13 protein-coding genes and 1 pseudogene are annotated in these 13,789 nt (G+C 63.4%); 3 read left to right on the top strand and 11 right to left on the bottom strand.

From position 1 onward, the window contains the following. The 8 genes and pseudogenes from tcuB to ACIQ17_RS22565 all read right to left on the bottom strand — a co-directional run. Positions 1 to 689, bottom strand: a pseudogene (tcuB, locus tag ACIQ17_RS22600) (tricarballylate utilization protein TcuB); the annotation flags it as partial. Then, positions 673 to 2,103 carry an FAD-dependent tricarballylate dehydrogenase TcuA gene (gene tcuA / locus ACIQ17_RS22595; protein WP_398471394.1) on the bottom strand — a complete coding sequence of 477 codons (1,431 nt, stop codon included), beginning with the start codon at positions 2,101 to 2,103 and terminating at the stop codon, positions 673 to 675. The gene tcuA and the pseudogene tcuB, both read right to left, overlap by 17 nt. Positions 2,104 to 2,138: 35 nt before the next feature. Then, positions 2,139 to 2,900: an IclR family transcriptional regulator gene (locus ACIQ17_RS22590; protein ID WP_398471393.1), complete on the bottom strand. Its 762-nt coding sequence runs from the start codon at positions 2,898 to 2,900 to the stop codon at positions 2,139 to 2,141. 10 nt (positions 2,901 to 2,910) lie between these two features. Then, on the bottom strand, positions 2,911 to 3,795 hold the full coding sequence (locus tag ACIQ17_RS22585) for an NAD(P)-dependent oxidoreductase (protein WP_398471392.1): 885 nt from the start codon (positions 3,793 to 3,795) through the stop codon (positions 2,911 to 2,913). 75 nt (positions 3,796 to 3,870) lie between these two features. Beyond that, positions 3,871 to 5,076 carry an ABC transporter substrate-binding protein gene (locus ACIQ17_RS22580; RefSeq protein WP_398471391.1) on the bottom strand — a complete coding sequence of 402 codons (1,206 nt, stop codon included), beginning with the start codon at positions 5,074 to 5,076 and terminating at the stop codon, positions 3,871 to 3,873. Positions 5,077 to 5,089: 13 nt separating this feature from the next. Beyond that, entirely contained in the window at positions 5,090 to 5,947 is an 858-nt protein-coding gene (locus ACIQ17_RS22575; RefSeq protein ID WP_398471390.1) for an alpha/beta fold hydrolase, read from the bottom strand. Next, positions 5,944 to 6,339: a hypothetical protein gene (locus ACIQ17_RS22570; protein WP_398471389.1), complete on the bottom strand. Its 396-nt coding sequence runs from the start codon at positions 6,337 to 6,339 to the stop codon at positions 5,944 to 5,946. The genes ACIQ17_RS22575 and ACIQ17_RS22570 overlap by 4 nt, the downstream gene beginning before the upstream one ends. After that, positions 6,326 to 7,321, bottom strand: coding sequence for a Bug family tripartite tricarboxylate transporter substrate binding protein (locus ACIQ17_RS22565; protein ID WP_398471388.1), 996 nt, complete (start codon positions 7,319 to 7,321; stop codon positions 6,326 to 6,328). Before ACIQ17_RS22565 ends, ACIQ17_RS22570 begins: the two co-directional genes overlap by 14 nt. Positions 7,322 to 7,589: 268 nt before the next feature. Here ACIQ17_RS22565 and ACIQ17_RS22560 point away from each other — a divergent pair, with 268 nt between their 5' ends. After that, positions 7,590 to 9,014: an NAD-dependent succinate-semialdehyde dehydrogenase gene (locus tag ACIQ17_RS22560; RefSeq protein ID WP_398471386.1), complete on the top strand. Its 1,425-nt coding sequence runs from the start codon at positions 7,590 to 7,592 to the stop codon at positions 9,012 to 9,014. A 117-nt stretch (positions 9,015 to 9,131) separates the two neighbouring features. Here the strand turns inward: ACIQ17_RS22560 and ACIQ17_RS22555 are convergent, their stop codons facing one another. After that, entirely contained in the window at positions 9,132 to 9,389 is a 258-nt protein-coding gene (locus ACIQ17_RS22555; protein ID WP_398471385.1) for a hypothetical protein, read from the bottom strand. A gap of 323 nt (positions 9,390 to 9,712) precedes the next feature. On the opposite strand from ACIQ17_RS22555, the gene ACIQ17_RS22550 reads away from it, so the two are divergent. Continuing rightward, positions 9,713 to 11,683, top strand: coding sequence for an HWE histidine kinase domain-containing protein (locus tag ACIQ17_RS22550; protein ID WP_398471384.1), 1,971 nt, complete (start codon positions 9,713 to 9,715; stop codon positions 11,681 to 11,683). 43 nt (positions 11,684 to 11,726) lie between these two features. Then, a complete protein-coding gene (locus tag ACIQ17_RS22545; RefSeq protein ID WP_398471383.1) occupies positions 11,727 to 12,614 on the top strand; it encodes a LysR family transcriptional regulator in 888 nt (295 codons plus the stop codon). Between the two features lie 6 nt (positions 12,615 to 12,620). Here ACIQ17_RS22545 and ACIQ17_RS22540 read toward each other — a convergent pair whose 3' ends face one another. Next, complete coding sequence (locus tag ACIQ17_RS22540) at positions 12,621 to 13,070, bottom strand: CoxG family protein (RefSeq protein ID WP_398471382.1); 450 nt, start codon at positions 13,068 to 13,070, stop codon at positions 12,621 to 12,623. A 24-nt stretch (positions 13,071 to 13,094) separates the two neighbouring features. After that, positions 13,095 to 13,789, bottom strand: a 695-nt coding sequence (locus ACIQ17_RS22535; RefSeq protein WP_398471381.1) for an ABC transporter ATP-binding protein, incomplete at its 5' end; no start/stop codon positions are given.

The raw sequence follows: 13,789 nt of genomic DNA, 5'->3' as shown, positions 1-13,789 counted from the left end.
CCGCCGAGATATTTCAGCCGCGCGACGTCGTGCACGGCTTCGGCCACCGCAGGCACGCGCGCTTGCGCGGCAGCCTTGATGTCGGCGGGCGTACCGTCCTTCGTGGGCGACACGTCGCGCCAGAATTTGATGACGCCGATGGCCAGCGCGAGGATCGCAAAACCGAACACCGAGCCGAACAGCAGCGCCATGAAATTGTGCGGGAAGATCGCGTAGAAATTGCCCTGCAGCGGTTCGTGGATCAGCCGGCCATTCATCGCGATCGCCAGGATCATGAACAGCGCAAGGCCGCCGGACAGCGCGAAGGCAACAGTGAGCCCGGCGCGCTCATAGAGCTTTCCGAACGCACGCGGCCACGCATAATCCTGATAGGTGCGCACACGCACCTTGGCCATGGCCTGCGGGACATTGACCGCGAATTCATGCGGCGGCGCATATTGGCAGGCATAGAGGCACGAGCCGCAATTGTGGCAGAGATTGGCAAGGTAGTGCGTATCGGCCGCGTTGAATTCGAGCCGGCGCGTCATTGCCGGGAACACGGCGCAAAAGCCTTCGCAATAACGGCACGCGTTGCAGATCTGCATGACGCGCGCGATTTCGGCCTCGCCCGCGGTCATCGCCTCGGCGAGGTTGACGCCGCCATTGCAGGCGCCGTCTTTCGGCGGGGCCAATTCAGCGACCGGCGGCATAGGCGAATTCCTCTTCGAACGTGGGGTGGTGATGCCCGGTGCTGGCCGCGGCATTGACGCCGGCGATGCGGCCGAAGGCGGTGCCGATGCTCATGCCGACGCCGGCGGTGTAGCCCTTGCCCAGCACATTGCCGGCCACCATCTCGCCGGCGGCGAACAGGTTGCTGCTGACCACATTGCCGAAGCGCACCGCAGCGGTCTCGTCGGTCTTCATGCCGAGATAGGTGAAGGTAATGCCGGGCGCGAGCGGATAGGCCGTGAATGGCGGCGTGTCGATCACGCGCGCCCAATGCGTCTTCGCAGGCTCGACGCCTGAGGTGCGGCAATCATCGAGCGCGGTGTGATCGAACGTGCCAGGCTGGCACGCCGCATTATAGGCGTTCAGCGTCTCCATGAAGGTCGCGACATCGACGCCGATCTTTTGTGCGAGTTCTTCCAGCGTGTCCGCCTTGGTGCCGTCGAATACCGGCGGCATGAAACGGCCGACGGCTTTCTGGTCGATGATCGACCAAGCGGTCTGGCCGGGCTGCTGGGCGACCAGACGGCCCCAGATGGCATAGCGCTTCGGCCAGAAATCCTCGCCTTCGTCATAGAAGCGTTTGGCGTCACGATTGACGACGACACCGAGCGAGACGCAATCGATGCGCGTGCAGATGCCGCCGTCATAGAGCGGCGCGCGCGCGTCGATGGCGACGCAGTGGGCTTGCGTGGGATCACCGATGGAATCGGCGCCTGCATCGATCATGAACTTGAGCAGGACGCCCTGATTGAAGCGGGTACCGCGGATCAAAAAATTTTCCGCGGTCCACTCGCCACGCTCGTTCTTGCCCCAGGCTTCGCGCTGCCATTCGAGATTGGACTCGAAGCCGCCGCAGCCGAGGACGCAGCTTTTCGCTTCGATTCGCTCGCCGGACTCGGTGATGGCCGCAACGAACTGACCGTCCTTGAGTTCAAGGCTCTTCACCGGCGTGCTGTAGCGAATCTTCACGCCGAGTTCTTCAGCACTGCGATAATACGCATTCACCAGCGCCTTGCCGCCGCCCATGAAGAAGGCGTTGGTGCGCGCCACATGCAGCGCGCCGGACAGCGGCGGCTGGAAGTGCACGCCGTGTTTCCGCATCCATGGCCGGCAGCGTGAGGAATGGCGGATCACCATGCGGGCCAGCGGCTCGTTGGTGATGCCGCCGGTGACTTTCAGCAGATCCTGCCAGAATTCCTCTTCCGGGTAGGCCTCGACCAGCACGTCCTGCGGTTCGTCATGCATGCAGCGGAGATTGCGCACATGCATGCTATTGCCGCCGCGCCATTCCTTCGGTGCGGATTCCAGCATCAGCACCGACGCACCCGCCTCGCGCGCCATCAGCGCCGAACACAGAGCCGCATTGCCGCCGCCGATGACGAGAACGTCGGGCATGGATGAGGACGTGGCCATCGATCAGAACAGCTTTCTCAAGATTGAAATTCCGGCCATTCGCCGCCGAGATTCTGCGTGAGCTTTTGCGCGATCGGGCCGAGCGTGCTCTTCATCTGCGCGATCTCGGCTTCCCCAAACCGCTCGCGCGGGCCGGACAGCGAGATGACGCCGACCAGCATGCCGCGCGGGCCGAACACCGGTGCTGCCACCGCAGCACAGGAGGGATCGCGCTCGCCGAGCGAGACATCGTTGCCATGGGCGCGGATGGCGTCGTAGCGATCGCCGGTGGCACCGTCATAAGCGAGGATGATGTGACCGGCGGCGCCGCGCAGCAGCGCGTAGCTGTGGCCGGCCTCGACACGGTCGAGCGTGGCGTGACGCGAATTCACGCGATAGAGGCAGACGCGGTTGTCATTGTCCTGCCGCACATGGAAGGATGCGCTCTCGGTGCCGCGATCCACCAGCTCCTGCAGCGCCGGCACCACGTGGTGGCCGAGCGCATTCTTGCGGGTGAAGGCGACGCCGAGACGGAACGCGGTGGGGCCGAGATCATAGGTCCCGTCCGGCAGTCGGGTCACGTAACCGGTCGGGATCAGTGACGAGAGCAGACGCAGGATCGTACTCTTGTAGAAGCCGGTGCGCACGGCCAATTCGGCCAGCGTCATCGGCTTGTCGGCGCTCTCCAGCGCGGCAACGATGGACAGCGCCCGCTCGACGGCGGCAACGCCCTCGCTGCCTTCGCGGGCGGGGAGATCGGCCTTGGATACCGCTTTGGGTTTTATTGCAGGCTTGTTCATCGTGGTCCGATCAGATGCGCGTTTTCTCAAGGACGCGGGCGATCACCGGCCAGTAGAGATCACCGTCACCGGCGTCAATCGCCTGGCCGAGCACCTTGTCGGCGAGTTCCGCGCCCTGCAGCTGGATGTTCACCGACTTGGCGAGATCGAGTGCATAGGAGATGTCCTTGCGGGCATATTCGGTGGAGAAGGCACGCTCCGGGAAATTGCCCGGCAGCATCGCCTTCATGCCGTGATTGCGCAGCGCAAAGCTGTCGGCCGAGCCCTTGGCCAGGGTCTCGAACACCACCTTGGGATCGAGGCCGGCACGCTTCGCCGTTTCCAGCGCCTCGCTGAGCGCGACCACGGTTTCCATCAGCACCATGTTGTTGAGGATCTTCACCACCTGCCCGGCGCCGATATCGCCGCAATGGGTGATGTCGGTGGCAAAGGTGGCGATCAACGGCTGCAGTTTTGCGAAATTGGCAGCGGAAGCACCGACCATGACGCTGAGCGTGCCTTCTTCCGCGGCCTGACGCGTGCGCGCGATCGGCGCGTCGGCGAATTGCGCGCCCTTGGCGGCAAATTTCTTCGCGAGTTCGCGGCTGGCTTCCACTGGCGAGGTGCCGAGATCGACGATGGTGTGGCGCGCATCGGCGTGAACCAGCAGGCCGTCATCGCCTTCGCACACGGCCTGCACATGCTTGCCGCTCGGCAGCGCCATGAAGATGACGTCGCAGGTCTTCGCGAGTTCCGCCAGCGATGCGGCGCGCTTGACGCCGACTTCCTTGAGGCGTTCGAGCGGCGCGTCGGCGCGGTCGAAACCATAGACGGGCACGCCCGACTTCTTCGCCAGATTGCGGCACATCGGCTCGCCCATCACACCAAGACCGATGAATCCAATGGCAGTCGTCATGCCGCTATTCCCTTACATTCCGAGATCAAGATTTGAGGCGGACGCGGCCACGCCGCGTCCGTAGCAATTGAAGGATCAGCCCTTGACCAGCGGGCAACCGCCTTCGCTCATCGGGCGGAAGGCCTGCTCGCCGGGCGAGGTGGTGACGGTCTTGTAGAAGTCGAACTTGTACTTCGATTCCTCCGGCTTCTTCACCTGCATCAGATACATGGTGTGCAGCACGCGGCCATCCGGACGCACGGTGACGTCCTTGTTATAGGCGTCGTTGACCTTCAGCTCGTGCATCTTTTTGGCGACGGCATCCGTATCCTTCGTGCCCGCGGCCTTCACCGCCGCGAGATAGTGATGCACGCCGCTATAGACGCCGGCCTGCACCATGCTGGGGACCTTGTTGTTGGTCAGCGCGAAATAGCGCTTGGCCCAGGCGCGGGTCTGCTCGTTGAGATCCCAGTAGAAGGACGTCGTCACCTGCAGGCCCTGCGTGGCCTTGAGGCCGAGCGCATTGACGTCGGTGATGAAGACGAGAAGGCCGGCGAGCTGCTGACCGCTCTCGACAATGCCGAATTCACCGGCCTGCTTGATGGCGGTCTGCACGTCAGCGCCCGAGGTGGCGAGGCCGACGACCTTGGCCTTGGAGCCCTGCGCTTGCAGCAGGAACGAGGCCATGTCGGCGGTCCCCAGCGGATGCGCGGACGAGCCGATCACCTTGCCGCCGGCGCCTTCGATGAATTTGGTGGCGTCACGCTGCAGCGCATGGCCGAAAGCATAGTCGGCGGAGATGAAATACCAGGTGTTGCCGCCGGCCTTGGTGATGGCTTCGGACGTCAGCTTCGACAGCGCATAGGTGTCGTAGTTGAAGTGGAACGAGATCGGCGAACAGGCCTTGCCGGTGAAGTCCGACGAGCCGGGGCCGCTGATGGTAAAAATCTTGTTCTTCTGCTTGGCGACTTCGAGAATGGCGAAGCCGGCCGACGACGCCGCGCCGTCAGCGATCATGTCGACCTTCTCATTGTCGATCCAGCGGCGCGCGGTGGCAGCGGCGACGTCCGGCTTGTTCTGGTGATCGGCGGTGATGATCTCGATCTTCATGCCGTTGATCTCGCCGCCGAACTCTTCAGCCGCGAGTTTTGCAGCAGCCACCGAGCCGGTGCCGCCATTGTCGGCGAACACGCCGGACTGGTCGTTCAGCACACCGATCTTGATGGTCTCGGCTGCGCTTGCGGCATGGGCCGACAGCACCAGCGCGGCGGACAGATAGAATGCGTGTTTCAAGAATTTCATCGGACGCCCCTCCTCAGGAACTGTGTTTTTGTTTGATGGTCTCGAGCACCGGCGCGATGTAACGCCGGAACTGCGCAGGGTTCTCGCTCATCGGGAAATGACCGAGGGCTTCCATGACCGTGACTTCCGCTCCCGTGATGCCAGACGCCGTGCGCACGGTGTCCTCGGGCGAGCACGAGAAATCGTATTCGCCGGTGAGCAGATAGAGTGGACAGGTCGTGGTATCGATCGCAGCGGTGCGGCCACGCAGGTCGCCATCGACGCGATAGAAATAGAGATCGCCCTTGAACACGCCGGGGCCGCCCTGTTTGTAGGCCCACAGGGTTTCCATCCGCGCCTCGGGCGGCGACTGCGGCGCGACGAGGCCGGACACCAGCGCGGCGCAGACTTCGCCGCCATGAACGTCGGGACGATTAAGCCAGGCGGTGTCGTACCACGGGGCCTGGAAGTCGGCGGCTTCGAGACCGATCAGCGCGCGGAATTCGCTGGCGTGATCGATGGCGAGATTGAGCACGATGCGGCCGCCGATGGAGCACCCCATCACCACAGGCTTGTCGAGATCGAGCGCACTGCAGAAGGCCCGGATCGTCTGTGTGTAGCGCTTGGTGGTGAGCTGATACTCGCTGCCGTCCCAATTGGCGGGCGGATTCGACTTGCCGTGCCAGGGCAGATCGAACGCGATGATGCGGTAGTGTTTCGTGAATTCCTCATCGGCCAGCAGATAGCGCCACTGGCGATTGTCGGAGCCGGCGGTGTGCAGGCACACCAGCGGAATGCCCTGTCCGGCTTCCTCGAAATAGATCCGGTGCATGGTGCCGTCGATATCGACATGCACATAGCGTCCGACCATCGGCTCGATGTATCCGGTCATGCTGCACCTCCGGCATAGCGTGGCAGCGCCAGCAGATCCTTGAAATACTGCAGATGGGTCATGAAGGGTTTGATGTCGCCTTCCAGCACGGCTTCGCCGCGCTTGGTGAGCGAAAGCAGATCATGCCAGCCGGCCTTCGGCATCGGCTGCCAGAAGGCGGTCCATGCATCAGGCGTGGCGCGATAGCTGAACGCCGACGAACGCATCAGCACCGGCGCTGGCACCATATCGGTAATACGGCCGGCGCGGATGGCGACGTGCCAGGCCTGCTCGGTCGAACCGAGCAGGCAATCCACATCGAGCAAGCGACCGCGCTGGATCAGCGCAGCGTCGCGCTCCAGCAGCGTCGGCAGCTGCTCGAAAACAGCGCTGACGGGATCAGATTTTTTCAAGGCCCGACTCCTTGATGATCTTGCCCCACAGCTCCGTCTGCTTGGTGACGTGTTCGGCAAGGCCGGCCGGCGACGAGACGTCCGGCTCGAGGCCGATATCGGCGAAGAACTTCTTCGCCTCGTCCGTCGCCATCACCTGCAGGAAGGCCTTGTTGAGCTTTTCGACCACATCGGCCGGCACGTTCTTCGGGCCGAACAGACCGCTCCATGCGGCGAATTCGTAACCGGGCAGACCGACTTCGGCCATCGGCGGCACATTCGGCAGCGACGACACGCGCTGCACAGTGGTGACGCCGAGCGCGCGCAGGCTACCATTGTTGATGAATTCGCGCGTCACCGCGACGTCGGTGATGACGAATTCGATGCGGCCGCCGAGCAGGTCGGTGATGGCCTGCGGCGTGCCGGGATAGGAGATGCGCACGGCATCGATGGTGGCCAGCGATCGCACCAGCTGCGCCGCCGCCATGCTGCCGGTATTGCCCGAGCCATAGCTCAGCTTGCCCGGATTGGCCTTGCCGTAAGTGATGAATTCCTTGAGGTCCTTCGCCGGAAAGTCCTTGTTGACCACCATCACCAGCGGATTGCGCGTGAGGCGTGCGATCGGCGTGAAGTCGGCGACGGGATCGAACGGCATCTTGTTGTAGAGATGAATGTTTGCCGAATGGGTCGAGTTGGTGGCGAGATAGAGCGTGTAGCCATCGCCCGCGGCGCGCGCGACTTCGGCGGCGCCGATATTGGCATTGGCGCCCGGCTTGTTGTCGACGAGGATCTTCTGGCCGAGCACGGCGCCGACCTTCTCGGCGAGGAAGCGGGCTTCCACGTCAGTCGCGCTGCCGGCCGGGAACGGCACCAGCAGGCGGATCATCTTGCTCGGATAGGCGTCCTGCGCCTGCGCCGGCACGAGCGTCATCGCGCTCATGGCGAATGCACCTGCGATCGCTGCACGGCGTGTCATCGACCACGCGGCCTTGTGCCCTCTCATGTCTCTCACTCCCAACCCGTTTCTTGAAGGTTTGTTGTTCAGCGCGTCCGACGCGCGATGACCAACACTGGAATGGCGCGCGTCGCGGCATTGGCCGCTGCGATCATCGCCATCCCGTCTCGTCCGCCCTTGCGCATCTTCGACCTGATCCAATTCCAGATTGTTCTATTAGACAGAACGCTTGTTCTATTATGTGAACATATGTTTGATTGCCGCGCAAGCGAGGCGGAGTCAACCGCTTCCAACGACCAAGAAAGTGGACTTGCGAATGGCCTATCCAGAGATCGAGCTTTACGTAGACGGCGCGTGGCGCCGGAAATCCGGTGCCCCGATCATCAATCCCGCAGATGAAAGCGTGATCGGCACCGTGCCGCATGCCACCCGCGCCGATCTCGACGATGCGCTGGACGCGGCGCAACGCGGCTTCCAGGTCTGGCGCAAGACCGCGCCGAATGCGCGCGCGCAGATCATCCTCAAGGCCGCCGCGCTGATCCGTTCGCGCGTGGACGAGATGGCTGTCGCGATGACCCTCGAACAGGGCAAGCCGCTCGAACAGGCCAAACTCGAAATCCTGCGCGGCGCAGAGATCATCGAGTGGGATGCCACCGAAGGCATGCGCATGTATGGCCGCGTGATCCCCGCCGGCCCCGGCCTGCAGCACACCGTGTATCGTCAGCCGATCGGCCCGGTGGCAGCCTTCTCGCCGTGGAATTTCCCCATGAGCTCACCGGGCCGCAAGGTGGCCGGTGCGCTGTCGTCGGGCTGCTCGATCATCCTGAAGGCGTCGGAAGAAACACCGGCCGGCGCGCTGCAGCTGGTGCGCGCCTTTCATGATGCCGGCCTGCCGAAGGGCGTGCTCAATCTGGTGTTCGGCGATCCCAATGAGATCTCCAGCTATCTGGTGCCACATGACGCCATCCGCCTGATCACCTTCACCGGCTCGGTGCCGGTCGGCAAGCATCTCGCCGCCATGGCGGGACAGGCGATGAAGCCCGCGATCATGGAGCTCGGCGGCCATGGTCCGGTGATCGTGTGCGACGACGTCGATCCCGTGGCTACCGCCAAAGCCTCCGTCGCCACCAAGTCGCGCAATGCCGGACAGGTCTGCGTCGCGCCGACACGCTTCTTCGTGCAGGAGAAGAATTTCGAGATCTTCGCCAAGACCTTTGCCGAAGGCGCTGCGGCGCTGAAGATCGGCAACGGCATGGACCCCACGACGCAGCTCGGCCCATTGGCCAATCCGCGCCGCGTGGATGCCATGGAGCGGCTGGTGACCGACGCCCGGAAGCGCGGCGCGCGCGTGCTGGCCGGCGGCGAGCGCATCAACAACCGCGGCTACTTCTATCCGCTCACGGTGCTGGCCGATGTGCCCGACGATGCACTGGCGATGAATGAAGAACCGTTCGGTCCACTGGCGCTGGTCAACCCGGTGAAGGATCTCGATGAAGCCATCGCCAAGGCGAACGCCCTGCCCTTCGGCCTCGCCGCCTATGCCTTCACGAATTCGGCGGACAATGTGCAGCGCATTTCCAATGACGTGGAGACGGGCAATCTCACCATCAACCACTTCGTGGCATCGACGGCGGAGACGCCGTTCGGTGGCGTGAAGGATAGCGGCTATGGTCGTGAAGGTGGGATCGAAGGTCTCGGCTGCTACACGGTGACGAAGAACGTGTCACATAAGTTCGGGTAACGCTCAGACGTAGGGCGGATTAGCGAAGCGTAATCCGCCCGGCCGAGTTCGTTGCTGAAACTCCGCGGCGGATTACGGCTTCGCCTAATCCGCCCTACGGCCGCTACAGCTGCGCCATCAGCCAAACACTTTCGACAATTCGCTGTGCAGGCGCTTCATCCCGGCCGGGCCGGTAAAGATGTCCTTCACTTCGGCCAGTGCCTCACTGGTCAGTCCTTCCTCGGAGCGAATGCCCTGCGCTGCCGTGGCAAGGATGCGCCCGGCAATGGCGGCCTGATTAGCTGAGGTACGATGCTGCTCTGGAACTTTGGCCACGACCTTGCTCAGGACGTCGCGCATCAGGGCAACGGTGACGGGATCGTAAGATGCCGACATGATGGGTCTCCCTGCTCATGTTCTTGTTATCTGGACACGCTACGCCTGCTTTCAAGTTTGACCAGTGACGTTCGCGTGTTTGGTTAGCAGACCGATAGTCGCAGTCGTATAGCGGCGTCATTGTCTGGTGGCGGACATTGCCGGGAACATCGCGCTCGTGGTTCGGTTCCCATCCGCCGGAAAAATTTAGTCCCAACAAGTGGGCCAGAAACGGATAGATTTTCGCCACGCAGGCTGGATGGGAGCAAAGCTTCAATGGTGGAATCGACGGAGTTGGCCAGGCCGCTGGCAGGCATCCGCCAAACGCCAGTCGTGCGATGATGATGAACAGACTCTCAACAATCGAGCCAGGATCGGCCACGCCAGGCGAACTCAGCCAGCTCATTCGACAGCACGACTGGTCAACGACTCCGCTTGGCGCGATGGCCGCCTGGTCACCCAGCCTGCGCACCACAGTCGATCTGATGCTGGCAACACAAGCGCAGATCGTGCTGTTCTGCGGCCCGCAATTCGTGGCGCTCTATAACGATGTCTATGCGCCGACCATCGGCGAAAAACATCCGCGCGCGCTGGGACGCCCGGCGCAGGAAAACTGGGCCGAGCTGTGGGACGACCTTCACCCTCTGCTCAGCGGCGTCATGGAGACCGGCGAGACCTTCTCGGCAAAGGACCGGCCGTTCTATATCGAGCGGAGCGGCTACGGCGAAACCGTCTATTTCGACATTTCCTATTCGCCCGTCCGCAACGGTGACGGCACCGTGGAGGCGGTGCTCTGCATCGTGGCGGAGACGACCGATCGCGTGCGGGCGACGCAGATCCTCGCCGACAACGAGGAACGACAGCCCCTGTTGCTGAAGCTCAGCGATGCGCTGCGCGAGGTGGATGACGCCGTGGAGATCCAGAGCGTCGCAGCCTCGACGCTGGGTCAGCATCTCGGCACCAATCGCGTGTTCTACGGCGAAGTCAGCGCAGACGGCGGACAGGTGCTGATCCAGCACGACTACTTCGCCGGCGCGACGAGCATTGCCGGACTGCACACCATGTCGGATTACGACAATGATGTGCGCGCGAAATGGCATCGCGGCGAGATCGTTGCGAGTGATGACGTCGAAGCCGACCCCAACATATCTGCACAGCAACGCGCGGCCTTTGCGGCAGTCAATGTCCGCGCCTGGATGGGAATTCCGCTCATCAAGGCCGGTCGGCTCGTCGCCATCCTCGGCCTCGGCCAAGCGGAGTCCCGGCACTGGTCGCACCGCGAAATGTCACTGGTCAGCGAAGTGGCCGAGCGCACCTGGTCCGCAGTGGAGCGCGCCAAGTCGGATGCACGCCTGCGCGACAGCGAAAAGCGTTTTCGCGCGCTGGTGAGCGCAAGCTCGGATGTGGTCTACCGGATGAGCCCGGACTGGCAGGAGATGCGCCAGCTCGACGGGCGCGGCTTCCTGTCCGACGCCGAAGGTCCAACCGTGCGTTGGCTGGACGAATATCTCTTTCCTGAAGACCAGCCCACGATCATGGCCGAAGCCAATCGCGCGATGGCGGCGCGCGACACATACGAACTCGAACACCGCGTGCGGCAGGCCGATGGCACCGAAGGCTGGACCTTCTCCCGCGCGATCCCGATCGTCGATGAATCCGGTGCGATCACCGAATGGTTCGGCATGGCGACGGACGTTACCCATGCCAAGCGCATCCGTGATCAGCAACGGCTGCTCAACAACGAGCTCAGCCACCGCATCAAGAACCTGTTCGCCATGGTGCAGGCCATCAGCCTGCAAACGCTGCGGCCGATCAAGGAACGCGGCGAGGTGCGAACGCTGCAGGAGCGTCTGCTGGCGCTGAGCAGCGCGCATGACATTCTCCTGCGCAATAACTGGATCGAGGCATCGGTGATCGATGTCGTTACCGCTGCGCTGGCCGCGCTTGGGGCGTCCGAACGCGTCAAGGTGAACGGGACGGATATCACGATCGGCTCCAAGGCCGCGCTCAGCATGGCGCTGCTGCTGCACGAACTCGGGACCAATGCGCTGAAATACGGCGCGCTCTCGGCGCCCCAGGGCAGCATCACTCTCCGCTGGGCGATCGAGGCCAGGGACGAGGTGCAGCTGTTCTGTTTGCGCTGGATGGAGAGCGACGGCCCGCCGATCGAAGCGCCGCCGGCGAAAGGTGGCTTCGGCACGCGGCTCCTCTCCACCGGACTGACCGGGACCGGCGGATTGACCCTCGACTACAAGCGCGACGGGCTGGAAGCAACGCTCGCCTCGCCGCTGCGAGAGATGTTCTGGACCAATTGAGCCTCGTATTGCGGGCGCGAGATGGAACCAATAAGGTCCCGGCATGGATTGGGACAAGGTACGTATTTTTCTCGAAGTCGCCCGCACCGGCCAGATTCTCGGCGCCGCCAAGCGGCTCAAGCTCAATCATGCCACCGTCGCCCGCCAGCTCACCGCGCTGGAAAAGGACCTCAAGACCAAGCTGCTGAACCGGCAGACGACAGGATCGTCGCTCACCCCCGCCGGCGTCGCGCTGCTGGCTGCTGCGGAGCGGGCGGAATCCGAATTGCTGCGGGTCGGCTCGCAACTCTCCTCCGCCGCCGACAAGATCGCCGGCACGGTGCGCATCGGCGCGCCGGATGGGCTCGGCAATTATTTTCTCGCGGACAAGCTCGGCGCCTTCGCCGCCGACAATCCCGATCTGGTGATCCAGCTCGTCGCGATGCCGCGCACCTTCTCGCTGGCCAAGCGGGAGGCAGACATGGTTGTCACGGTCGAGCGCCCCGACGAGGGCAAGCTGATGTGCACCAAGCTGACCGACTACACGCTCGGCTTCTACGCGTCGGAGGATTATCTCGCGCGCTCACCGGCGATCCGGAAGGTCGGCGATCTCTCCGACCATCTGCTCATCACCTATATCCACGACATCATCTTCAGCCGCGCGCTGGATTATGCATCGACGCTGAGCGAGCTGATCACCCGACGCTTCGAATGCGGCAGTGTCATCGGCCAGCTGGAGGCCGTGCGCGCGGGCCATGGCGTCGGCATCCTGCATGACTATGCCGCGCAACGTCATCCCGAGCTGCGGCGCATTCTCCCGGCCAACAGCTTCACCCGCACCTATTGGCTGATCTCGCATCCCGATACGCATGATACGCGCCGGGTGCGCGAGATTCGGCGCTACATCGTCGGGAAGGTGAAGGAAGCGCGGAAGCAGTTTATCGTGGGGTGAGCGCGATCAGCTCCCGCTCGAGACCACCGCGCCGAACTTCGTAAAAAACTCGCCCGCCAGTTTCTTCGCGGTGGCATCGATCAGGCGACCGCCGAGCTGCGCCAGCTTGCCGCCGATCTGCGAGTCGACCTGATAATGCAGGATGGTCTCGTTCTCACCGACCGCTTCCAGCTGGATCGCCGCACCACCCTTGGCGAAGCCGGCCACGCCGCCCGAGCCCTCACCCGTGATCCTGTAGCCGTTCGGCGCATCGAGATCGCTCAGCGTCACCTTGCCGCCGAACGACGCCTTCACCGGGCCGACCTTGATGACGACCTTGGCCGTCATCTCCGTCGGCGACGTCATCTCGAGCTCCTGGCAGCCGGGGATACACTGTTTCAGCACGTCGGGATTGTTGAGCGCAGCCCACACGGCCTCGCGCGAGGCCGGGATGGTCTGGCTGTCATTCATCTGCATCGTATCGTTCCTCATGCCGGCGCGTCAGACCGCGCAATAGCGTTCCTGCATGTCCTTGTCCGCGAGCAGTGCGTCCGAGCTGCTCTCATAGACCACCTCGCCCTGATCAAGGATCACCGCGCGGTCGGCCAGGCGCAGCGCCCATTCGACATTCTGCTCGACCAGCAAGAGCGTGACGCCCTGGTCGCGCAGCTTGCGGAACAGCACGCCCATCTCCTCCACCAGCACCGGCATGATGCCTTCGGAGGGTTCGTCAAGCAGGATCATCTTCGGCTTGGCGATGGTGGCACGCGCAATGGCCAGCATCTGCTGCTCGCCGCCAGACATGGTGACGCCTTCCTGATCGAGGCGCTCCTTGAGGCGCGGAAAGCTCTCGGCGATCTCGTCGATGGCCTCGCGCTCGTCAATCTTGCCGCTGGAGGCCACGAGGCCAAGCTGCAGGTTCTCGCGCACGGTGAGGCCTGGCACGATGCGGCGCTCCTCCGGCACATAGGCAAGGCCGAGGCGATAGCGATCATGTGCCTTCAGCGAGACCAGATCCTTGCCATCAAACTGCATGCTGCCGGAGATCTTCGGCATCAGGCCCATGATCGAGCGGATGGTGGTGGTCTTGCCGGCGCCGTTGCGGCCGACGAGCGCGACCACTTCGCCCTGCTTCACATTGAGCGAGACGCCGTGCAGCGTGTGGCTGGAGCCGTACCAGGCATTGAGGTCGCGGA

This window comes from Tardiphaga sp. (genome assembly GCF_044340795.1).
GTDB lineage: Bacteria > Pseudomonadota > Alphaproteobacteria > Rhizobiales > Xanthobacteraceae > Tardiphaga.
This window is presented reverse-complemented; position numbering and strand designations above follow the sequence as displayed.

Bases quoted from the DNA above. Each gene is read 5' to 3' on its own strand.
- tcuA (WP_398471394.1), bottom strand. From the start codon at position 2,103: ATGCCCGACGTTCTCGTCATCGGCGGCGGCAATGCGGCTCTGTGTTCG.
- ACIQ17_RS22590 (WP_398471393.1), bottom strand. From the start codon at position 2,900: ATGAACAAGCCTGCAATAAAACCCAAAGCGGTATCCAAGGCCGATCTC.
- ACIQ17_RS22585 (WP_398471392.1), bottom strand. From the start codon at position 3,795: ATGACGACTGCCATTGGATTCATCGGTCTTGGTGTGATGGGCGAGCCG.
- ACIQ17_RS22580 (WP_398471391.1), bottom strand. From the start codon at position 5,076: ATGAAATTCTTGAAACACGCATTCTATCTGTCCGCCGCGCTGGTGCTG.
- ACIQ17_RS22575 (WP_398471390.1), bottom strand. From the start codon at position 5,947: ATGACCGGATACATCGAGCCGATGGTCGGACGCTATGTGCATGTCGAT.
- ACIQ17_RS22565 (WP_398471388.1), bottom strand. From the start codon at position 7,321: ATGAGAGGGCACAAGGCCGCGTGGTCGATGACACGCCGTGCAGCGATC.
- ACIQ17_RS22560 (WP_398471386.1), top strand. From the start codon at position 7,590: ATGGCCTATCCAGAGATCGAGCTTTACGTAGACGGCGCGTGGCGCCGG.
- ACIQ17_RS22555 (WP_398471385.1), bottom strand. From the start codon at position 9,389: ATGTCGGCATCTTACGATCCCGTCACCGTTGCCCTGATGCGCGACGTC.
- ACIQ17_RS22550 (WP_398471384.1), top strand. From the start codon at position 9,713: ATGAACAGACTCTCAACAATCGAGCCAGGATCGGCCACGCCAGGCGAA.
- ACIQ17_RS22545 (WP_398471383.1), top strand. From the start codon at position 11,727: ATGGATTGGGACAAGGTACGTATTTTTCTCGAAGTCGCCCGCACCGGC.
- ACIQ17_RS22540 (WP_398471382.1), bottom strand. From the start codon at position 13,070: ATGCAGATGAATGACAGCCAGACCATCCCGGCCTCGCGCGAGGCCGTG.